20 protein-coding genes are annotated in these 21,604 nt (G+C 38.2%); 3 read left to right on the forward strand and 17 right to left on the reverse strand.

The window, feature by feature from the left end:
• Positions 1-211: 211 nt before the first annotated feature.
• The 3 genes from F7984_RS11275 to F7984_RS11285 form a co-directional block, all read right to left on the reverse strand.
• Positions 212-1,513, reverse strand: coding sequence for a ribonuclease H-like domain-containing protein (locus F7984_RS11275; protein ID WP_066107339.1), 1,302 nt, complete (start codon positions 1,511-1,513; stop codon positions 212-214).
• Positions 1,503-3,797 (reverse strand): DEAD/DEAH box helicase, encoded by a 2,295-nt coding sequence (locus tag F7984_RS11280; protein ID WP_066107342.1) that lies wholly within the window; start codon positions 3,795-3,797, stop codon positions 1,503-1,505. Before F7984_RS11280 ends, F7984_RS11275 begins: the two co-directional genes overlap by 11 nt.
• Positions 3,798-3,888: 91 nt before the next feature.
• Positions 3,889-4,671 carry an alpha/beta fold hydrolase gene (locus tag F7984_RS11285; protein WP_066107345.1) on the reverse strand — a complete coding sequence of 261 codons (783 nt, stop codon included), beginning with the start codon at positions 4,669-4,671 and terminating at the stop codon, positions 3,889-3,891.
• Between the two features lie 333 nt (positions 4,672-5,004).
• On the opposite strand from F7984_RS11285, the gene F7984_RS11290 reads away from it, so the two are divergent.
• Positions 5,005-5,445 (forward strand): Hsp20/alpha crystallin family protein, encoded by a 441-nt coding sequence (locus F7984_RS11290; protein ID WP_066107346.1) that lies wholly within the window; start codon positions 5,005-5,007, stop codon positions 5,443-5,445.
• Positions 5,446-5,478: 33 nt separating this feature from the next.
• On the opposite strand, the gene F7984_RS19395 is transcribed toward F7984_RS11290, so the two are convergent.
• The 3 genes from F7984_RS19395 to F7984_RS11305 form a co-directional block, all read right to left on the reverse strand.
• A complete protein-coding gene (locus tag F7984_RS19395) occupies positions 5,479-6,132 on the reverse strand; it encodes a YppG family protein (protein WP_225983585.1) in 654 nt (217 codons plus the stop codon).
• Positions 6,133-6,198: 66 nt separating this feature from the next.
• Complete coding sequence (locus tag F7984_RS11300; RefSeq protein ID WP_066107351.1) at positions 6,199-6,561, reverse strand: YppE family protein; 363 nt, start codon at positions 6,559-6,561, stop codon at positions 6,199-6,201.
• A gap of 70 nt (positions 6,562-6,631) precedes the next feature.
• A complete protein-coding gene (locus F7984_RS11305; RefSeq protein WP_066107354.1) occupies positions 6,632-6,886 on the reverse strand; it encodes a hypothetical protein in 255 nt (84 codons plus the stop codon).
• Between the two features lie 667 nt (positions 6,887-7,553).
• Between F7984_RS11305 and recU the strand changes: the two genes are divergently transcribed.
• Positions 7,554-8,171 (forward strand): Holliday junction resolvase RecU, encoded by a 618-nt coding sequence (gene recU, locus F7984_RS11310; protein ID WP_066107357.1) that lies wholly within the window; start codon positions 7,554-7,556, stop codon positions 8,169-8,171.
• 36 nt (positions 8,172-8,207) lie between these two features.
• Entirely contained in the window at positions 8,208-10,952 is a 2,745-nt protein-coding gene (locus F7984_RS11315; RefSeq protein ID WP_219847588.1) for a PBP1A family penicillin-binding protein, read from the forward strand.
• Between the two features lie 51 nt (positions 10,953-11,003).
• Here F7984_RS11315 and F7984_RS11320 read toward each other — a convergent pair whose 3' ends face one another.
• From F7984_RS11320 to panB, 11 genes are all read right to left on the reverse strand, one after another.
• Positions 11,004-11,507, reverse strand: coding sequence for a YpoC family protein (locus F7984_RS11320; protein ID WP_140461587.1), 504 nt, complete (start codon positions 11,505-11,507; stop codon positions 11,004-11,006).
• A complete protein-coding gene (gene nth, locus F7984_RS11325; protein WP_066107366.1) occupies positions 11,504-12,163 on the reverse strand; it encodes an endonuclease III in 660 nt (219 codons plus the stop codon). The genes F7984_RS11320 and nth overlap by 4 nt, the downstream gene beginning before the upstream one ends.
• An 83-nt stretch (positions 12,164-12,246) precedes the next feature.
• Positions 12,247-12,933 (reverse strand): DnaD domain-containing protein, encoded by a 687-nt coding sequence (locus F7984_RS11330; RefSeq protein WP_066107369.1) that lies wholly within the window; start codon positions 12,931-12,933, stop codon positions 12,247-12,249.
• 100 nt (positions 12,934-13,033) lie between these two features.
• Positions 13,034-14,326: an asparagine--tRNA ligase gene (gene asnS, locus F7984_RS11335; RefSeq protein ID WP_066107371.1), complete on the reverse strand. Its 1,293-nt coding sequence runs from the start codon at positions 14,324-14,326 to the stop codon at positions 13,034-13,036.
• A gap of 312 nt (positions 14,327-14,638) precedes the next feature.
• Entirely contained in the window at positions 14,639-15,835 is a 1,197-nt protein-coding gene (locus F7984_RS11340; protein WP_140461588.1) for a pyridoxal phosphate-dependent aminotransferase, read from the reverse strand.
• Positions 15,836-15,852: 17 nt separating this feature from the next.
• Entirely contained in the window at positions 15,853-16,329 is a 477-nt protein-coding gene (locus F7984_RS11345) for a cell wall elongation regulator TseB-like domain-containing protein (RefSeq protein WP_066107378.1), read from the reverse strand.
• 17 nt (positions 16,330-16,346) lie between these two features.
• Positions 16,347-16,517: a YpmA family protein gene (locus tag F7984_RS11350; protein WP_066107380.1), complete on the reverse strand. Its 171-nt coding sequence runs from the start codon at positions 16,515-16,517 to the stop codon at positions 16,347-16,349.
• A 101-nt stretch (positions 16,518-16,618) separates the two neighbouring features.
• Positions 16,619-19,222, reverse strand: a complete 2,604-nt coding sequence (locus F7984_RS11355; protein WP_140461589.1) for an exonuclease domain-containing protein — start codon at positions 19,220-19,222, stop codon at positions 16,619-16,621.
• Between the two features lie 260 nt (positions 19,223-19,482).
• On the reverse strand, positions 19,483-19,866 hold the full coding sequence (gene panD, locus F7984_RS11360; protein ID WP_066107385.1) for an aspartate 1-decarboxylase: 384 nt from the start codon (positions 19,864-19,866) through the stop codon (positions 19,483-19,485).
• Between the two features lie 20 nt (positions 19,867-19,886).
• Complete coding sequence (gene panC / locus F7984_RS11365) at positions 19,887-20,729, reverse strand: pantoate--beta-alanine ligase (protein WP_139891743.1); 843 nt, start codon at positions 20,727-20,729, stop codon at positions 19,887-19,889.
• Positions 20,726-21,562 (reverse strand): 3-methyl-2-oxobutanoate hydroxymethyltransferase, encoded by an 837-nt coding sequence (panB, locus tag F7984_RS11370; RefSeq protein WP_066107390.1) that lies wholly within the window; start codon positions 21,560-21,562, stop codon positions 20,726-20,728. Before panB ends, panC begins: the two co-directional genes overlap by 4 nt.
• Between the last annotated feature and the right edge of the window lie 42 nt (positions 21,563-21,604).

A 21,604-nucleotide genomic window follows, 5' to 3' on the forward strand; every position in this document is an offset into this window, starting at 1 on the left:
ACCTATTTTCCGTTTATAAAAAAATGTTTCAGCATCAGAACTGCTACATTATAATTAAATAGAATTAAAAATTACCATCGATAACCCAATAACAACAAAGAATAAATAAAAGACAACCTTATACATCCGATTTATGTTCACTTCCTTCTGCAAATTAACAAAGGTGTATAACATTAATTTACATGGGATGCACAAACATAACAACCATTATTTAGTTTTCTTTTATTCCAATTTTTTCATTATCAAGTTTCCGCTCCAGACGGGAGATGCGGTGAAGGGTTGATTTCTCATGAATACCATGCTTATGAAATGAATATTCTCTAATTTTCACCAAAGCTTTTTTTGAATATTTCAGAGCTTTAGCATAATCCTTTTTCTTATGTTCAAAATATTTTGCCAGCTCAATCAGGGAACAGCAAACAATTACTGGCGTCTGTGCATTGCTCGCCTCTTCCCAAAGCTTTACTGCCGCTTCTTCATTTTTACTTTTTTTATATTCGTTTGCCAAATGAAAGAGTACCTTCAAGCGTTCTTCATCATGCTTGGATTCAGTAATTCCTTTCTCAAAGGAACCTATAGCACGCTCCCGATCCTTTAAATAAGAAAACCACCTTGCCAGTTCAAATGAGTCCTCATGCTCCAATGTTTTATCGTTTAATAAAAGGGCAGACAAATGAATGTACAATGTGATTAAAGATAAAATGTCCCATTCATTGTGTTTCATTATTTTAAAGACAGCTTCAGGATTCTGCCTATCAACATAATCAAAATAAATGATAGGGGCCAGGTATCCCGGTACGTCATCCTTTCTCTCGAAACCAAGTACCTCTTTTTCAACAACTGATAGTTTTACTCGATCCAATTTATTTTTCCACAGTCTTCTAGAAGCATGATATAAATCGAAATGACCGAAATCCGGTAATTTTGGCAAGTGCTGACGCAAAAGAGTATGCTGCGTAACTACTTGCGGCCAGTCAAATGCTTTTCCATTATAGGTGACCAACGTCTCATAATTCACTTTTTCTAAAAAGGTCTTATAAAACGGAATTTCAAACCCTGGTCTAGGGAGAAAATGTTGTCTGACCTTGATATGCTCATCCTCCAAAAAAGCATATCCAAGCAAAAAGATGGAAGTCCCTGCTCCGCCACCTAACCCGGTTGTTTCTGTATCGAAGAAAAACATTTGATTTGCTTCAAATCCTTTGGCGGAAAGAGGGTGCTTTAGGTCGCTCTCATTCCAAATCTTCACAATTTGTGGAAGCATATCAAATGTATACTTTCCATGCTGATAATTAAGTGGATAGCTGACCTCCCTGATTAGGCAATATTCATTCTCGTAAATAACAGGAAAGGCCCCGAATTCGCTCCATTGCTCAAAGAAAGGGATGACAACATTTTTAATAGGTGTATCGGGTTCAGGTTCAGAGCATACTTCCATACGTTTTTTTGAGCCTTCGCCAACATTTGTATTCAAATGCTTTTTCATCCGGTTTAGTTTATTTTTAATGGACATGTAATTTGTCACCGGCCATTCGGTTTCCAAGAATGGATAACACTTTAATGGAATCCTCCTTTAAAGACGAGCCAGTGCCTTCCATTCCGACACAGGATGGGCAGCCATTTTCACATGGACAGACTCTAATTGCCTGAATCGTCTCCTGAATAATTTGTTCACTGTTTTCGTACATATGCTTGCTTAAACCAATTCCTCCCGGATAATGATCGTAAATAAAAATGGTCGGAAGCTCGTTATGTGTTGCCTTTACTTGAGGGTAAACATGAATATCCCCCGGATCACACAGCACATAGACTGGAATGATGCCTCGCAGAGCGTGAGCAGCACCCATTAGCCCTTCCTCGAGCCGCTCTTCCTTCCAATCGACACTCCCTTCCTTTAGAGAGAGCATACATGCATTCGTATGAATTTCTTCTTCTGGTAAATGGATTGGTCCCGAACCAATATTTTCATGTGAGTCAAATCTGATTTTCTTGAAGATGGTTGCCATAGCTCGAACAGAAACATCTCCAAATGTAGTTTCACTTTTCGGATTAACGTTTGTTCGGTCAATTTCCAGCACATCTACCTGAACTGCAAGATTTGCATCCGTATAGTAATCCACATTGACCTCGCGTACATATGCCTTCTTTTCTTCCCAATCCAAATACTCTACCTGATATTGGATTCCTTGATGTAAGTAAATGGCTTCATCATGTAGAAGAGTCATAGCTGAGAATCGGTCCGTTTCTCCGATAACCTGCACTTTTGGATTAGTTCGGTCTATAATGACCACATTCTCCTGCGAAGCAGATCTAAGACTGATTTCATGTGCTGGGAAAGCATCATTCATCCAATGCCATGTATCTTTATTTTTGTGCAATACATGCTCCTCTGCCAAATATTCCAGAATTTCTGTAACCTCTGCAGCGCCAAATTCCTCCCCTTCTTTAAACGGGATTTCAAAAGCTGCACATTTTAGATGATCAACAAGGATTACCAGATTATCAGGATTAATTCTCGCTGTTTCCGGACTTTTATTAAAGAAGTAATCAGGATGTTGGATGACAAATTGATCTAATGGACTGGAGCTCGCAACCATGATAATCAACGCCTCGCCGTGACGCCTTCCTGCCCTGCCTGCTTGCTGCCAGGCACTGGCTATCGAGCCTGGGTACCCCGTCATAATGCATGCCTGGAGCTGTCCTATATCCACGCCCAGTTCAAGTGCATTCGTGCTGACAACCCCATAGATTGATCCATCTCGCAATCCCTTTTCAATTTGCCTCCTTTGTGTCGGCAAATATCCCCCGCGATAACCCGTAATCGCCTTCGGTCCCAATTGTTTCGAAATTAATTCCTGTAAGTACGTAACCAATATTTCAACACGGACACGGCTGCGCGCAAAAACAATTGTTTGGATTTTATTCCTTAAAAGAGTGCTAGCTATCTTTCTGACCTCTAATATGGAGCTTCTGCGGATATTTAAAGGTTTATTGACGATTGGCGGATTATAAAACACAAAATGCTTTTTGCCTGCTGGTGCACCATTCCGCTCAATTAAGATCATTTTAGATTCCGTTAATTGTTCTGCAAGTTCCTTCGGATTGGCAATCGTTGCAGACGTACAAATAAAAATCGGATCACTTCCGTAAAAACGGCAAATTCGCTTTAACCTTCTGATCACATTAGCCGTATGACTTCCAAATACTCCCTTGTACGTATGAAGCTCGTCAATAACAATATACTTCAGATTTTCAAATAAACTGACCCATTTCGTATGATGGGGTAATATTCCGGAATGTAACATGTCCGGATTTGTCATTACGATATGGCCTGCTTTGCGGATTTTTTGCCTGATACTAGTCGGTGTATCACCATCATACGTATAGCTGTTAATATCTGCATCTGCAGCATCAATCAGTTCCTCTAATTCAGATTTTTGATCATAGCTCAATGCTTTTGTCGGAAATAAATAAAGAGCTCTTGTATCTGCATTCTCAAGAATCGATTGGAGAATCGGTAAGTTATAACACAATGTTTTCCCTGAAGCAGTAGGAGTGACCGCCACAATATTCTTATTATTTCTTATATATTTATAAGCTTCGGCCTGGTGGCTGTATAGAGCTTCAATCCCTCTTTTTTCAAGGGCAGACTTTAACTTTTCATTTAATTCAGTTGGAAAGGGTGAATACGTAGCTTTTTTTTCATCGATGGTATGCCAAAAAGCAATATTGTCTTTGTATTGTTCATCCTGTGAAAAATCATCTATGAACTCCACTAAATTTTTCTTCCCAAACATGATGCACACCTCATTTCTGTCATCATTGTACCGAATGAACGTTCCCTTGAAAAGGAAAAAGTCGCATCTTTTTCAAGATACGACCTTCCAATTATTGATTCACTTTTTCTATGAATGAGGTAATAGCCGTGGATACTTGCTCCGGGGTCTCAAATATTCCCATGTGCCCGGCTTTATCAATAACTATTTGTGTAATATGCTCTCCGCTCACAGTAAATACTTTCTCTATCGGTACAACCTCATCTCTTGCACCGGCTACGAGAAGAGCTGGGATATCGTTCCTTTGCAGCACATAATTCTTATCTTCACGATTTTTCATAGCCTTTAAAGCACCGATGATGCCTGTTGGTCTCGTTTCAACGCCAATATCATACAAAGTTTTCAGCATCTCTTGTTCGTTTTCCCTTGTTTCTTTTGACAGCAATTTAGGGATCAGATCCTTAACGAAAAAGGAAACTCCCTGTTCTTCTACTGTAGAGACACCTGCTGACCGTTTTTTCTTTGCTTCAGGGGAATCTGGTAATGCAGTGGAATGAATGAGTCCATATCCGCTGATAAGATCGGGATGGTGATCCACAAAGTCAAGGGTAATATATCCTCCCATTGAATGACCAAATAGATAAGCATCCTTTAAATCATGTTCAATAAAGAAATTATACAAATCCTCTGCCATATCATGAATATCGTATCCAATCTTTGTAGTATCTGTTTCGCCATGACCTCTTACATCAACAGCAATTACTCGGTAGAATTTCCTTAAATAAGGAATCACTTTTTCCCAGTAATCCTTGCTTCCGCAAAAACCATGCAGTAAGATAATAGGCTTTCCAGCGCCTTCTTCCTTAAAAGCTAATTTCACAAGATTATTCTCCATTTACTTCCACACCTTTTCATTTAATGATAATTAAATCTAAAGATCCGTCCCCGCATATTTTCTACGTTCAGGGTGGAGTCTTTTACATGTATGTATGATTCGATATTAAAAAGAGACAAGCTCAACTTCTAAAACTTTCTCTATATTTACCCATTCATTTTACCATTATCCCTCCTGTTATAACATTGCTTAAATATAAAGCAAAACCGCCATTATATAGCCAAATGACTATGATATCTTCGTTTACATCGTACTCCTTTATCACCCTAATTATTTAACAATTAAGAATAGCCTGCATATGCTAAAGATAGAATCATCAGAGGAGGAGAATATATGGCTCAAAACAAGAAGAATGGTGCATTTGAACCGCTCCGTAACTTCATTTCACAAATGGATGATTTGTTAACCGAGAACACAAGGAGCGGACTATTACAGTCTATGGATGATTTTTTCCAGAACCAAAAAATGTTTGCAAGCTTTCCCGTTGAATGGGAAGAAACAGAAACCCATTATATTATTCAAGCTCCTATCGCAGGTGTCGACAAAAATTACATTGAAATTGATATATCGGGTAGTAAATTAACAATATCATATGAAACTGTACGAAAAGTAAATAAAGGCGATCAAATCTATGCTACAGAAAAACAAAAGAAATCGAGAAGCTTTACATTCCATTACCCAATTGACGAAGAACAAATTGAGGCTAGCCACGAAAATGGCTTATTAACAGTCAAAGTCCCCAAATCAAAAAAGAAACGCATATCTATCCGATAAATAAAAAACTGCCGATCTATAACCGGCAGTTTTTTATGTGGTTACTTTAAATATAGAACCTACACCTTTTACTAAATTGGATACCTGATTCATTGAATTTAACATCATTCCCGCAGTATCAATCATTTTATTAAAATCGATACTGCCTTCCTGTGTTTTAAATTGATTAAGAACCGATGAAAAATTACTGCCCTGATTTTTTTGCATAAAGCTTTGTTTAGGATATGGATTAGTAATAGCTGTATTCATCTGCTGTAAAGGATAAAAATCTTCATCCTTAGAGTATAATGGGTTTTGAAATGGATTCACCTGTTCTTTTGGGTATTGATTCGGCATTTCCTGCTGCGGATAGCCGTAAAAATGTTGATCCTCCATCATACCGCCTGACATTGGCATACTTCCTGGATATTGCTCCATATAGTATGGATTAAAGGATGGCTGTTGATACATTTGGTTAGGATAGTAGGGTTGGTAAGCAAGGTTTCCTTCAAAAGGATTCAATTGTTGTTGCTGAATGCTCTCCGGCCCCCAACTACCCTGTGGTTGAACTTGAGGAGCCCCAGTTCCAGCCGGATAGATGTTTCGATATTCATATGGAGGCAAGCGGGATGCAGCCGGCATTCCATAATAAGGATTAAAATCACCATTACGCCTTCTAGCTTTCTTCTCAAGAAGTGGTTTAAGCATAACTCTCCCTCCGCTCTAACTATATACTTATACAGTATGCAGCATCTGGGATTGGGTGCTATACCGTTACTCCCCGTTCACTTCTTCCATCCGAATCTGTTCGAGTACAAACAAAGCTGCATTGCAATGTTTAATGAATCTCGACTTGCTTGACTCCGGAAAGTAACAATGGACAGAAACTTGTAAAACATTATTATGGGTATTCTTAATCTGCATGAGGGATAGATATTTAGGTCTTTTATCAGCTACCCATTGCTCAGCCTCAATAAGCCATTCATCTGCCAGCTGCTTAGTATGGTCGGCAAACGGCTTAATCACAGTGTGGAAATCTGCACGCTCTTCCGTTTCGCGTGCTTCTCTATAGATTTTTTCAGCATCTTTAACGATTTCTATCAAATCGATTGTCTTTTGATAAAAGTTATCTTTCATTTACATTACACCCTTGTTCTTTTTACCTAATCTAAACAGAATTTCCGAAAAAATGATACTATCTTGTATTTTACGTTAAATGAGCCAATTTCAATATAGACAGTTGTGTATCATGTTTGTAATCATCAATAAAATTATTCATTTTAATTTGAATATCTGCCATATCCATATCAATCTTCCTGGCTTCAGTTTTGATTGTATACGTGAACTCGGCTATTGTATCATTTACTTCATTATCTGTTTTTCTAATTATTTCTTCCTCAAGGGCTATTATTTCCTGCTCCAATTCCCTTAGCAATGTGATGATATTTTCTTTGGAACTCATGCACCTCACCCTTTCCTCATTCTTATACACTTAAGGTTTCGATTTAACTATTTCAATCCCTTCATAGACGACAAAACTAGAAGAGTATCGGCAAAGAAAACAGAGACGGCGCACGTAAATGCTTCCTTCGACAACTTGCATAAACTCTCTAAACATAGACAACCTAATGAATAGGAGGTGTAGTCATGAAGAAAAATACATCAGCTGCTCAAGAGAAAAAAAAGAAAAGCAATAACGCATCCAGCAAGCATACAGGCAATCCAAAACTAGATGGTCCAGATAAACCATCAACTTAAAACATTAGCTACCACTTACTTAATAGCCGGAGGATTTTATATTCTCCGGCTTTTTATTATTCTCTTTCACTTATGTCGCTTAAAAGATGACCTCGATAACATTCTTCTATATAATCATATACTCTAACCTTTTTATCTAAAAAGTACCTTTGACGAATCCAGCCAATTTATTATAAACTTCGAAGTGCCTTAGTTTCGTTTACATTCTATCAATTTAGTATTTATTGAAAGAGAAATACACGTTTATCTTATAATAAAATTACATAAATGAGTATCTGTACTAATTATTTAAACTTTCTATGTAAGTAATAATGAATTTTACAATTTTGATGCTATTTTTGTTATGATAAGGATGGGCTTGGAGGGATACTATGTCTATAAAATATCCTAATGGAAAACAATATAACCCGATTGCGAAAACCGGCAGCAAAGTACTGAAACAGAAAAAAGTGAATTATTCTAATCGGGGAATGACATTGGAGGATGACTTAAACGAAACAAATCTTTATTATATAGAGAATAACATCGCAATTGTTCACAAAAAGCCAACACCCGTTCAGATTGTTAATGTGTCTTATCCTAAGAGGAGCGCTGCAGTCATAAAAGAAGCCTATTTTAAGCAAGCCTCCACAACGGATTATAATGGTGTATATAAAGGCAGATACATTGACTTTGAAGCGAAGGAAACCAGACAAACAACCTCTTTCCCTTTAAAGAATTTTCATGAACACCAAATTGTCCATATGCGCAATATCATTAAACATGGTGGGATAGCCTTTATTATTATGCGCTTCAGTGTAACAGAGGAAATTTACTATTTACCGGCTGAGACACTGATCTATTATTGGGAAGAGATGCTATCTGGCGGTAGAAAATCTATACCAAAAAAGGATATTGAACATACAGGTGAAGTGATTCCGCTTGGGTTTTCACCAAGAATTGACTATATTAAGATAATTGACAAAAAATATGGTACCCAACTATTTTAAATGGTCCTTTATCCTGAAAGGAAGGTATGTAACACAATGTCAGATCAATATAAAACAAGGACAGAAAAAAGAAAATATGCAAATTCCAAAAGAAATAAAAAACAAAAGAAACAATCAAAATCATTATTAAAAAGAACCTTAATTGTTTTAGCTGCACTATTTATTATTGCAGGTATTTCAGTTGGAGGAGTTTTTGCATACTGGGCTGTCACAGCTCCTGAGATTGATGACAGCGCCCTGATTGATCCTATTTCTTCGAAAATCTATGATAAAAACGGAGATATATATACAGAAGTAGGCTCAGAAACAAGAGATTACGTCGATTATAAGGATGTTCCTAAATTGATGGAAAATGCCATCCTGGCAACTGAAGATGTGCGTTTTTATAAACATCATGGAATTGATATTATTCGCGTTGGCGGAGCTTTAATTGGAAACATAACAGGCGGCTTCGGCTCTCAGGGAGGTAGCACCATTACCCAGCAGGTAGTGAAAAACTCTTTCCTTAAATCAGAAAAAACGATTAAACGTAAAGTACAGGAAATGTACCTTGCTTTTCAACTTGAGCAAAAATATTCTAAAGAACAAATTTTTGAAATGTATGTTAACAAAGTATATATGTCATCCGGAGTCCATGGGTTTTCCACAGCATCCAAGCTGTACTTTGGCAAAGAATTGAATGAGCTTACCTTATCTGAAGCTGCCACGCTGGCAGGTATGCCGCAAAGCCCAAATAATTACAACCCGTTTACGTATCCGGAAAAAGCGGAAAAACGAAGAAACATCGTACTTAAACTAATGGAAAAAGCAGGTTTCATCACTGCGGAAGAACACGAAAAAGCGCAAGCCGAAAGTGTTGAAGATAGCTTAGTACCAGAAGAAAAACGCGAGAAAACAACAAACACAAAATATAATGCTATTGTTGATCAAGTCATCGATGAAGTGGAAGAAATTGGAGACTACAATATATACACAGATGGCCTTCAGGTATATACGTCCATCGATCCTGATGCACAGGAACTAATGGAGGAAATACTGAATAGCGATAAATATATCGACTACCCGAATGATAAATTCCAGGCTGGTACGGTCTTTATGGATACAAAGACCGGAGAAATCAACGCAATGGGCGGTGGAAGAAACCAAGAAGTAGCCCGTGGCTTTAACTATGCAACAGATTTAAAAACAAGGCAGCCGGGTTCAACCATTAAACCAATTCTTGATTACGGTCCAGCAATTGAATATTTGAAATGGTCGACTGCTCATATTATTAAAGATGAACCATATAAATATAGTTCCGGACAATCAATTGGTAGTGCAACGGGTACCTATAAAGGGAATGTAACGATTCGTGAGGCGCTTTATAAATCACTTAACGTCCCTGCAGTTAAAACACTCCAAGAGGTTGGTGAAGATCAAGCTGGTAAATTTGCAAAAAAATTAGGTGTTGACTTTGGGGAAATTTACGAAGCATCCGCAATCGGCGGTGTAGACAAAGCAGCATCCCCTCTACAAATGGCAGGTGCCTATGCTGCATTTGGTAACGAGGGTATCTATAATAAACCGCATGTCGTAAAAAAAGTAGTTCTAAGAGACAATGATACTGTTATTGAAACGGCACCGGAACCACAAATTGCCATGAAGGATTATACAGCCTTTATGATTACAAACATTTTGCAGGATGTTGTGACTAAAGGTACAGGAACTGCAGCCAATATTCCAGGTCTTCACATTGCAGCAAAAACAGGAACAACAAACTACTCTGCAGAAGACCGTGCAAAATATAATATCAGTAAGAGCAGTTCACCGGATGCGTGGTTTATTGGATATACAACGAATTACACCATGTCTGTTTGGACGGGCTATGATCAACAATTAAAAAATCCGATGAGTAAGCAGGAAACAAAAATAGCCGCAAAAATCTTTAAAACAATGATGGGCAAAATGTCTGAGAATGTGACAACTGATAATTTCAAACAGCCAAGTTCCGTTGTCAAAGTTGCCCTTGAAAAAGGAACAAACGCTAAAGCAAGTGAATATACACCAAGTGATCAAATTGTATATGAGTACTTTGTAAAGGGACATGAACCTACTAAAACATCAGAAAAATATACAAAACCAAATGCGCCTTCTGGTCTCAACGCTGCTTTTGATGAAGCATCTAATCGAATAAACGTGAGCTGGAAATATGATTCTTCTAATGACGCAGAATTTAATGTTCAGGTTGTCGTGGATGGCGGAGACAGACAAACGTTAACCACTACAAAGGAAACTTCCTTTAGTCTCGATGCTCCAGAAGCCGGGAAAAAGTATACGTTCTATGTAACAGCTACTGTAGACGGCCAGGAGAGTGACTCAGCATCTACATCTGTTTCTATTCCTGAAGCTGCTCCAGAGGAGGAAGAACAGCCTGAAGAGCCGACTGAGGACAATACAGAGGATCCAAACCAACCTAACCCAGACAATGGCACAGGTAATGAAGAAGATCCGAATGAAGGTAACAATCCTGAAGAAGGTACTAATCCTGGCGAAGGTACTAACCCTGGCGAAGGCACCAACCCTGGCGAAGGAACTAACCCTGGTGAAGGAACTAACCCTGGTGAAGGCACCAATCCTGGCGAAGGTACTAACCCTGGTGAAGGCCAGCCAGAACCACAGGATGAGGATGGGCAAGAACAGCCTGCTGCGAGAAGTAATAGTACTTCCCAGCCTGACGAAACTTCCTATCTGATTCCACCTGCTATTCAAGAAATGCCTAGACATATACGTAAAATTGCCTAAAACAAAAAAAGAGATCGGACTTAATAGTCCGATCTCTTTTTTCATTCTCCTTCATGTATACTTATTTAAAGCTGCCATTTTGGCCGCAATCTTGATTTGCTCTTCCATTAAGCTTTTTAATTGCATAAAGCTTGGATAAAAGTACGGTCTTGCCAATATAAAGGGCAAACGCTCTTCCACATTAACTGGTTTCCCCTTTAATTCCTTTAGACATGCAGGGAAGCCGCATAAATTTACAGGTACTTGATTCGACCAATACATGAAAGATATAAACAGTACGATTCCTTTTAACATATATGGTTTAATTTCCTGCTTTTCTCTGTTAGCGAACATTATTTCCAACTGTCGAACGATTTCCGCCCATTCATCCGTCAGCTGCTCCCTTATAACAGAGAAATCCTCCCAGGGCCTGTACAGATTATCGCCTTTATAATAATAATACTCATAAGGAAAACCAAGATTGAAAATATCGTTATTCCATCTCAAAAAATCATTTTTATCAAGTTGATTGTACTCAAAATTAAAAGGTTCAAGATTTAATTCTGGAATATTCATTTTCCTTTTCCTGCTGCTTTCATTCTTTTTTTCCCTTCACGGCACAGTAGAAGCATAGGACACTCCTCACATTTTGGCGATTGAGCTTTGCAATGGTATCTACCAAAGAAAATTAATCGGTGATGGGTAATCGACCATTCTTCCTCTGGGATTCTTCTCATCAGCGTTTTTTCAACCTCTAAGACGGAGTCCTTCCACCTGCATATACCAAGCCTTTTACTTACTCTCTCCACGTGTGTATCCACAGCGATTGCAGGTGTTCCATACGCTACTGAAACAACCACATTCGCTGTCTTTCTCCCTACTCCGGGAAGCTCAACTAATAAATCCCGGTCATTCGGAACTACCCCATTGTATTTTTCCAGAATAATCTGCGATAACTTCTGAATATTTTTCGCTTTATTTCTGTATAAACCAATTGAACGAATATCATTTTCCAATTCACTAAGCGGTACAGAAAGGAAATCCTCTGGTTTTTTATATTTTTGAAAGAGATTTTTCGTTACTTTATTCACCAAAGCATCCGTACATTGTGCCGATAATACTACCGCCACGGTTAATTCGAATGGATTGGAATGATTTAATTCGCAATGGGCCTCAGGAAACATTCTTGCCATTTCGTCGAGACAATAACGAATTTGTGTATTGGTAAGCATCTAAATCCCCCTCCCTTTATTCTTTATTTTTCGCGAATAAAAAGACCGGATAAAAGGATCTATCCTGGTCTATCGATTAAAGTCTATTCTAGCCAATTATATAATGGCAACTCTTTAGCAACGGGAACAGTTTTAGCAGGACTTTTTTTCGTGTAGCTTCTGAAGCGTTCACTATACGCCTTGGCTTGTTCCAACGTTTTGATACTGTGTTTCTTCCAATCGAACAAAATACGATCTATATATCTGAAACTGAGCTTTCCGGAGATAACGGCTTCTTTAAGAGCAGCCTTAACCAAATCAGGTGAATGCTGATCCTCATCCAGCCACATCGTTAATGTTTCACCCTCAAAGGGTGATAAGGGCCGGCCAAATTCCTTTTCAAATACGGTATATAAGGATTCACTCTTAATTACTTTCTCTTCAAAGTCGGTTTGCTTAGCTTCTTTTAAATAATGATAGGCCAATTTTTCAAATAATGGCTTGATTGAATAGCTCTCATAACCTGGTTTTTCATCCTCTGTAATATCTAAGAAACCATGCTGAACCAGTTTTCTAAGCAGGTTAGTACAGTCCATTTCAGTGAGGTTCATTACAGAAGAGATTTCAGCAGGAGTGGGAAATGAATTCCCGTTCATCGAAAAGTTTTCAACATGTAGTAAAAGCATCATCTCTTGTTCATTTAATCCCATCTCTTTGTAACTGCTTAACAAATAAGAGGGTATGACAACATTCGCCTGCTTAATCCAATTCGACAGATTTTTTATAGTCATAATTCGACACCTCACCTTTTAGTATACCATGTATGCTGATTTTGAAGTACGGAAAAATAAAACCTGACAATAAAATAAATTGCCAGGTTTTATTTGACTATTAAGGATATAGACGATTTAAAAGACGAGGGAATGGAATCGTTTCACGAACATGTTCCACACCGCTTATCCAAGCAACCGTTCTCTCTAGCCCAAGACCGAAGCCAGAATGAGGAACGGAACCATATTGACGTAATTCATAATACCATTTGTAAGCATCCATACTTAAATTATGTTCATCAAGTCTTGCTTTTAATAGATCCATATCGTGGATACGTTCTGATCCACCAATGATTTCACCATAGCCTTCCGGTGCAATTAAATCTGCACATAAGACAACATCATCACGGTCAGGAGCAGGCTGCATGTAGAACGGCTTAATTCCTGTAGGATAATGGGTGATAAACACAGGCTTATCATAGCTTTCTGCAATTGCTGTTTCGTGAGGAGCACCGAAATCATCGCCCCACTCGATATCATCAAATCCCTTCTCATGCAAGAATTTAATTGCATCATCATAGGTAATTCTAGGGAATGGTGCTTTGATATTTTCTAATTTGGAAGTATCTCTTCCTAGCGTTTTCAGCTCAATCACACAATTTTCCAGTACAGATTGAACGATATAGGAAACATATTGCTCTTGAACTTCTAAGTTCTCATTGAACTCAACAAATGCCATCTCTGGTTCAATCATCCAGAATTCGATTAAATGACGTCGCGTTTTGGATTTCTCAGCACGGAATGTTGGACCGAAGGAGAATACTTTCCCAAGTGCCATTGCTGCCGCTTCCATATATAATTGTCCACTTTGAGATAGATAAGCATCTTCATCAAAGTATTTCGTTGCGAACAATTCTGAAGTACCCTCTGGAGCACTTCCTGTAAGAATCGGCGGGTCAACTTTTACAAAGCCCTCTTTATTAAAGAATTCATACGTAGCACGAATGATCTCATTACGAATTTTCATGACAGCATGCTGGCGCTTTGAACGAAGCCATAAATGTCTGTGATCCATAAGGAACTCAGTGCCATGCTGTTTCGGTGTAATCGGATAGTCAACTGCTTCTGCAATTACTTCAAGTCCTGTTACAAGTAGTTCGTAACCAAATGGGGAACGCTCATCCTCCTGAACAATACCTTTCACCCATACGGACGTTTCCTGAGTAATCTTCTTAGCGGTATTGAATAATTCTTCATCAACCTCTGCTTTGACAACTACGCCTTGAATAAAGCCTGTACCATCGCGCAGCTGCAAGAAAGCAATTTTTCCTGAAGAACGTTTATTGGCAATCCAAGCACCTATCTTAACTTCTTCATTAACATATTTATATACTTCATTAATTGTACATTTCACATTTTTTCCCTCCAAAGCTTAAACAAAACCAGGTTATGTACCCTATTCATTATACAAGTACCAAAATGGACAAGCAAATACAAAATTTCACCTGTACATGAAATAATCCATTATTTCATCGATCCTTTGCAGAAAACATCCATTCTCGCTTGCTCGTTTTTTAAATTAATCCTTAACCCCCTCATTTACCATCAGTCAGTAAGGTAATGAAGCGGCTTAAATTAATACCATTCACTCAAAAAACCACTTTAAGATCATCCAGGAATTTTCCTTAAGGGGTCGTTTCGTTTACCGCCTCCCTGTGAATCCTATTTATTCAGCCTTTGTTGCTGATTTATTTATCACATATTCCTTTATACGCTTAACAGCTTCTTGAAGTGCTTCTAACGATATAGCATACGATAAGCGTATATTATCAGGTGCACCAAAGCCAGAACCGGGAACTACGGCTACCAGAGCATTTTCCAATAGATCTTCTACAAAATCATCTACACTGTTAAATCCACACATCTCTGCCGTTTTTGAGACATTTGGGAACAGGTAGAATGCCCCCTGAGGTTTCAGACAAGTCAATCCCGGTATCTCAAGCAATTGATCGTAAATAGCATCCAATCTTTGTTCAAACGCACTTCGCATAATTTCAACTTGATCTTGCGGTCCTGTATAGGCTTCAATTGTTGCATATTGTGCGGTCGTTGTCGGATTGGACGTACTGTGGCTTGCCAAGTTCGTCATTGCTTTAATTAACGCTTGGTCACCTGCCGCATAACCAATTCTCCATCCTGTCATAGAATGGGATTTGGAAACACCGTTAATGACGATTGTTTGCTGCTTAAGCTCTTCGGAAAGCTCTGCTATCGATACATGTTCATGGTTGTGGTAGACCAATTTCTCATAAATTTCATCTGAAACTATAATAATATCATGTTTTAAACATACCTCACCAATCGCCTGTAATTCTTCAGCTGTGTATATCATACCGGTAGGATTGCTTGGTGAATTGATAATAAGCGCTCTCGTTTTTTCAGTAATTGCTTTTTCAATCTGTAAAGGCGTTACCTTAAATTGATTTTCTTCTTTACCTTCAATATAAACAGGCACTCCATCTGCCAATTTAACTTGTTCCGGATAGCTTACCCAATATGGAGTAGGAATCAGCACTTCATCCTCTTCATCCAAAATTGCCTGAAAAAGTGTATATAAAGCGTGCTTGGCACCTGAAGCGATAAAAATTTGGCCGTTACTGTATGTTAGTCCTTGATCTTTTTGCAGTTTATCTGCGACAACCTTGCGCAGGGATTGCAATCCAGCAGAAGGTGTATATTTTGTGTGGCCATCCCGCATGGACTTTTGCGCTGCTTCGAGTATGTTAGCTGGAGTATTGAAATCTGGTTCTCCTGCTCCAAGTCCAATAATGTCCAGACCTTGGGCTTTAAGCTCTTTTGCTTTGGCTGTTATTGCTAGTGTTGATGATGGTGTTAATGCTGATACTCTTTTTGCTAATTTCATCCGGTTCCATCTCCATCCTACAGATTATCGTAATTACGTATTAAATTGCCTGTTTTGAAATTCAGGTAATAATACCCATAAAGGTCTTTATTATTTTTATAGGTTACTTCCCATAAGGGTTGATTATTTTCCATTCCCAAATGGGCAGACACAATCTTCTTCACATTCTTTTTTTCTTTCACGATTGCAATGGCTTTATTTTTACTAATACCTTCTGAGAGGGCAATAATCTGGCTTTTCTTTTTCTTATCATCCGGCACCCAAACACCGATTTTTTTGCCATCTGCTGTTTTGCCAGTTATTACACTCCATGTCTCATTTCCATTATATAAATAGAAATCATCCACTTCTGTCATTCCAGCTGTTTCTCTGGCAATATCTTCTGCACTCTTTTCAGCGTCTTTCCTGGTGCTGTCACCAGCATAGATAGCCTGAATAAAAAAGCCACTGCCAATCAGGATAATAATCACTATGCTCCAAATTACTTTTTTCATATCTATTTCCTTTCAAGTTATGTACGGTATATTGAAAAAACAGCTGTTTGTTGATCTTGTTTATCTAATGCCAAGCCAAACATTAAATTCTCTTTTTTCAACGTTTTATTTAAAGAATCAACGATTTTATATAAATCATTCGTGTATGTCAATTTAACACTTGATAATAGCTCTACCTTACTCTCCATTGTAAGTCCTCCCAAAACGTAGCGCTCTCGTACACATTATACCAAAATAAAATTGCAAATAGCTTTACTTTACTAAAAAAGCGAGCCAAACATTAAATTCCTTACATATTCCTGTATATTGGCTTTACGTAATTTAGACCATGTTCAAACATACTTCTATCACTCCGAATCAAATCATTCTCGATCAAGACCCATTTGCTGTCTTTTTTATAATTCGGAGAAGTATTAAGCAAGCTTCTTAAATTAATGATTAACTCAGATATTAAATCCTCATCTGGAATCGTGCTGTTCATTTCGACTGGAGGCTCAACCATTAAAATCATTGATCGGCCATTATAAGTATGCCAAACCTGATCCCAGCCAGTGTAATTCATTAAGAGAATTGATTGGTCAACAGCAAGATGATTTCGCAGCATTTTCATGGCAGAACCGGAGGATAGTCCCTGAGCCTGCAACTGTATGTGCGTAAATTCTGCTAATCCCTTCATATCATTATATATTGTTTTTAATGATTCTTGTGATTGAAAAAGAAGGATTAAGGGCTTATGTTGCTTTTTCACAAAATCAATCAGCGTATATCCCGACTTTTCCTTCAATGGAGTCAATATCGTTAAATATTGCTCTTTTACCGGGGGGATCACCAGGCTACTCAACTTGTTTTCCTGAACACCTAATTGTTGTGAAATAAAATGGAAGGATCCACCTACCGTCAAGACATCTGAAATAAATAAAATATGGCTATCCGGCTTTAATAAGTTTCGATTAACCCATTTTGAGACCGATAAGGGCTGGGCATATATTTGGACTGAATTTCTATTTCCCTTTACATTCCAACTCGCCCAAACCTCATCATTTGTATCCAGACTCTTAAAAAACCTATTTAAAGTAACTCGGATTAAATTTATTTCCCCCGATAATTTTGTTAATTCATCAATAATGTTAAATTGACTTCGCTTTAATTTTTCAATTGGTACTTGGTTCAACTCACCAAGGATCTGTTGAAATTGTACTACTAATAAACCGAGAGAGTCATACAGATCATTGGCTTCTTTTAATAATTGATCCATGTATTTTTTATTCTCCAGCTCAGAAAAATCAAGCTTACATTGCACTCTAGGTCCGTCCATATCCTTTTTGCTTTTCATTCCATATGTGAACAATGCCTCATAAAAGCTCTCCACACTGCATGCGATTTCTTCCAATAAAACAGCCAGTTGATTTTCATTATATGAACCGGTCGTTTTTTCCTTTAAAAGCAATATGACAGATCTCAATAGTTGCCGATTATCCAAAGTTCCAATTTTATTCAAGATATTCCTCACTTCTACATAGCTCAGCTCTTTCGTTAATCCGCTTTGAACAGAGGATGGAAAATAATTAGCTTCCTCAAGTACTATATTAGGGCACTCGCTTAAGAAATCCCCTGTTTGAATATCCGAAATTAGACTGTCATGAGTACTAAGAATAATCTTTGCCTGCTTAGCAGCCAGCATCTGTCTCGAATAGAAGTCCCGTTCCGTCCACGGCTTAAGTAAGCGTGGATGCAAATGGGCATGGTGGGCTACTTCCTTCCAATATTCTCTTCCCCCCGAGGATAAATTAAGCTCTTCCAAACAGCCTGTATTTGTCATGGTTAACCAGACTAATATTTGCATTTTTGCGATTGTACTTTCGTAATTTTGTTGTTTTTCCCGCATCGATTGCTCGAACTTCGGCAAACTTAAATACTGCTCCTTAGAATGCAATATGCTAACTTGATTTTGAATCATTTTAGAAGAATAATCCCTCTGAAAAATACCCATTAACTGTTCAGCTGTATGTTTAGTATGGGCAGCTATGGTTACCTGTACATGATTTTCATTGGCATATTCATAAAAGGCTTTTATATGTCCGGTAAAATCCCGTGTCCCATCTTCTACTAAACTAACGTTATGACTCTTAAAGCTCTTCTTTAATATGTTATGTAACGCTGATTCATCAAGAGAAATATGTTTTTTTTCATTCTCCTGTTGTGTTAGGCTTTCAATTGATTTCTGCCTAACAATTGCGATACCACGATAAATATCTAGATCTGGTCTCCATGGCTCACTCATCGTTGAATATTCATTTAATATCTCAGCCAATAATTCTTTAAGCTCGCTTTTTAATAAAAATGATAATCTGTATAATGATTTAATGGTAGGTTTCGGCAATTTCTTTAATTGTTTGTAAAACTCGATAAACAAAAGAGCCGTTACATAAGCATCACTGTCTGCTTGATGTGGCCGCTCATGAAGAAAGCCATAGGCTTTTCCTAACTCCTCTAGTTTAAAACTCGACATTCCAGGATTGACGATTTTTGCTAGTTCCACCGTATCTACGGTATATCCAAGAAAACGCTCATACCCTACACGTTCCAATTCAGCCTGTAAAAATGTCAAATCGAATAATACGTTATGAGCAACAAAAACAGCCTCATCCAATACACCAATAATGTAGGGTGCCAACTCTTTAAATGTCGGTGCATTCTCCACGTCTGCATCCGTAATACCGGTTAATTCCTGTATGAATAGAGGGATGGACCTCCCTGGATTTATGTAAGATGAATATTGGTATGTGATTTCACCATTTTCAATGACGTTAGCCGCAATTTGAATGATGCGATCACCATTTTTAGGGTTATTACCTGTAGTCTCCAAGTCGATTACTACATACTTACTTTTCATATTTAACACCTGCTCACTTCTTCTCTAACTTGCTTCTGTTTAGCTGATGGAAAAATTCACAATGGCACCTTATTTTCCATTTTATTTTTTGGGTCCCCTATCATACACTCTTCATATCATTTATCGTTACCCATTATCTACTGTTATATCAAAACCAGCCTTATTAATCAAAGAAGAATGAAGACTATTGGTTAATAAAAAACAAACGCTGGTTCCCTTAAAGATTTAAGGGGATCAGCGTTTGTTCATTAACAAAGTCATTAAATGATCGTTGCCTCTGGTTCGGCTCCAAGCATTTCAACAATTGTATTATACTCATCAAGAACAGCCACTTTAGGCCGATGGCTTCTTACATAAGCTTCTTCTATTAATCCATAGGATATAATGATTATTTTATCACCTTCCTGAACTAGACGGGCAGCAGCTCCATTTAGGCAGATTACACCACTGCCTCTCTTACCGGGAATGATATATGTTTCAAAACGTGCACCATTATTATTATTTACAATCTGAACTTTCTCATTTGGAAGCATATCTACCGCATCTAATAAATCTTCATCAATTGTAATACTGCCTACATAGTTTAAGTTTGCCTCAGTAACTGTTGCTCTGTGAAGCTTTGCTTTCATCATATTGCGAAACATAATCTTACCCCCTTGTATGACTATAAATTTATGATAATGTTGTCGATTAAACGAACAGACGTATATTGAACCGCCACTGCAAAGATGATTCTTTGATCATGCTCTGTAATCTCACTCAAGTCCGGATAGGATAATCCTTCAAAATAATCGATTTGACCATTGATATGGGATTGCAAATACTCTTTCCCCTTTTCAAGCGCTTCCGCGGGACTGGCACCTTTTTGCAGCTGAGCTTTCACTTTGCAAAGACTTTTATAGATAAATGGAGCTTCTTCTCTTTCCTGCTCTGTTAAATTAATGTTTCTGGAGCTTAATGCAAGACCATCCTCTTCACGCTTAATCTCAACACCAACCAGTTCAATCGGGAAATTAAAGTCATGGATAATCCCTTCTACTACAGCAACCTGTTGAGCATCCTTCAGTCCAAAATAAGTTCGGGTCGGATGGACAATAGTGAATAATTTTGTCAGAACAGTCGCCACTCCATCAAAATGACCCGGTCTGGATTTTCCGCAAAGTACATCGGTGCGCTCATGCACTTTTACCGTCAGGGTTTGCTTATCCCCATACATTTCCTGAACTGTTGGATAAAATAAATAATCCACCCCTGCATTTCGTGCCAGCTCTTCATCCCGTTCCATATCGCGTGGATATTTATCAAAATCCTCATTAGGACCAAATTGAAGCGGATTTACAAATATACTGATAACTACCACATGATTTTTCTCTCTTGCTTCTTGAATAAGTGATAGATGTCCTTCATGCAAATATCCCATAGTTGGGACAAATCCGATGGAATGTTTCTTTTCCCTCTCTAAATCAAGTACTTCACGCAGTTCGTTTATCTGGCTGATAATCTTCATTTTTCTCCTCCATACAATGAGGCTAGTTCTTCTTCCTTCATCGTGAATGAGTGATCACGATCCGGAAAAATTCCCGATTTCACTTCTTTTATATGCTCAGACAAAGCATAGCCAATCACATCATTTAGATTAGCATAGGATTTTACAAACTTGGCCACTCTGCCTACACCATATAATAAAACATCATGATAAACGAGAACCTGACCATCCGTACCGTTACCAGCACCAATCCCGATTGTTGGGATTATTAGTTCATTCGATATATGTTCAGCGACCTGATAAGGTACACATTCAAGCACAACGGCCATTGCCCCGGCTTCTTCACACTTTTTCGCATCCTCCAAAAGTTTAATTGCCGCCTCACTTGTTTTACCCTGGACTTTATAACCTCCAAGTACACCAACTGATTGCGGTGTTAAGCCTAAATGCGCCACTACCGGTATACCTGCATCTGTCATCGCTTTTATTTTGCTAATAACATCTCCGGCACCCTCCATTTTGACCGCATCAGCCCCTGCCTCCTGCATAAGTCTTGCAGCATTTTTTAACGCTTCCTCATTTGTTGTGTGATACGTCAAAAACGGCAGATCCGTCACGATAAATGTGTTAGGTGCGCCTCTTTTAACAGCCTTCGTATGATGAATCATATCCTCGATAGTGACAGGAACAGTAGAATCATATCCTAAAATAACCATTCCAAGAGAGTCACCTACAAGAATCATATCGACCCCCGCTTGTTCTGCCAGTTTAGCAGATGGATAATCATACGCAGTCAGCATTGAAATTTTTTCTCTGTTTTCTTTTAGTTTCAAAAAATCCACAGCAAATTTCATTTTTTCTTTCCTCCTTTTCATTCCGAGGAGAGAAAAACCTAT

The sequence above is a fragment of the Pradoshia sp. D12 genome, from assembly GCF_008935075.1.
Classification (GTDB): Bacteria; Bacillota; Bacilli; order Bacillales; family Pradoshiaceae; genus Pradoshia.

Excerpts from the sequence above, each read along its gene's own strand:
- F7984_RS11300 (WP_066107351.1), bottom strand. The coding sequence starts at position 6,561 with ATGAAAGATAACTTTTATCAAAAGACAATCGATTTGATAGAAATCGTT.
- nth (WP_066107366.1), bottom strand. The coding sequence starts at position 12,163 with ATGCTTACCAATACACAAATTCGTTATTGTCTCGACGAAATGGCAAGA.
- recU (WP_066107357.1), top strand. The coding sequence starts at position 7,554 with ATGTCTATAAAATATCCTAATGGAAAACAATATAACCCGATTGCGAAA.
- F7984_RS11305 (WP_066107354.1), bottom strand. The coding sequence starts at position 6,886 with ATGAGTTCCAAAGAAAATATCATCACATTGCTAAGGGAATTGGAGCAG.
- F7984_RS11285 (WP_066107345.1), bottom strand. The coding sequence starts at position 4,671 with ATGGAGAATAATCTTGTGAAATTAGCTTTTAAGGAAGAAGGCGCTGGA.
- F7984_RS11345 (WP_066107378.1), bottom strand. The coding sequence starts at position 16,329 with ATGAAAAAAGTAATTTGGAGCATAGTGATTATTATCCTGATTGGCAGT.
- F7984_RS11355 (WP_140461589.1), bottom strand. The coding sequence starts at position 19,222 with ATGAAAAGTAAGTATGTAGTAATCGACTTGGAGACTACAGGTAATAAC.
- F7984_RS11275 (WP_066107339.1), bottom strand. The coding sequence starts at position 1,513 with ATGTCCATTAAAAATAAACTAAACCGGATGAAAAAGCATTTGAATACA.
- F7984_RS11280 (WP_066107342.1), bottom strand. The coding sequence starts at position 3,797 with ATGTTTGGGAAGAAAAATTTAGTGGAGTTCATAGATGATTTTTCACAG.
- F7984_RS11315 (WP_219847588.1), top strand. The coding sequence starts at position 8,208 with ATGTCAGATCAATATAAAACAAGGACAGAAAAAAGAAAATATGCAAAT.
- panB (WP_066107390.1), bottom strand. The coding sequence starts at position 21,562 with ATGAAATTTGCTGTGGATTTTTTGAAACTAAAAGAAAACAGAGAAAAA.
- panC (WP_139891743.1), bottom strand. The coding sequence starts at position 20,729 with ATGAAGATTATCAGCCAGATAAACGAACTGCGTGAAGTACTTGATTTA.
- F7984_RS11350 (WP_066107380.1), bottom strand. The coding sequence starts at position 16,517 with ATGGAGAGTAAGGTAGAGCTATTATCAAGTGTTAAATTGACATACACG.
- F7984_RS11330 (WP_066107369.1), bottom strand. The coding sequence starts at position 12,933 with ATGACTATAAAAAATCTGTCGAATTGGATTAAGCAGGCGAATGTTGTC.
- F7984_RS11340 (WP_140461588.1), bottom strand. The coding sequence starts at position 15,835 with ATGAAATTAGCAAAAAGAGTATCAGCATTAACACCATCATCAACACTA.
- panD (WP_066107385.1), bottom strand. The coding sequence starts at position 19,866 with ATGTTTCGCAATATGATGAAAGCAAAGCTTCACAGAGCAACAGTTACT.
- F7984_RS19395 (WP_225983585.1), bottom strand. The coding sequence starts at position 6,132 with ATGCTTAAACCACTTCTTGAGAAGAAAGCTAGAAGGCGTAATGGTGAT.
- F7984_RS11320 (WP_140461587.1), bottom strand. The coding sequence starts at position 11,507 with ATGAATATTCCAGAATTAAATCTTGAACCTTTTAATTTTGAGTACAAT.
- F7984_RS11290 (WP_066107346.1), top strand. The coding sequence starts at position 5,005 with ATGGCTCAAAACAAGAAGAATGGTGCATTTGAACCGCTCCGTAACTTC.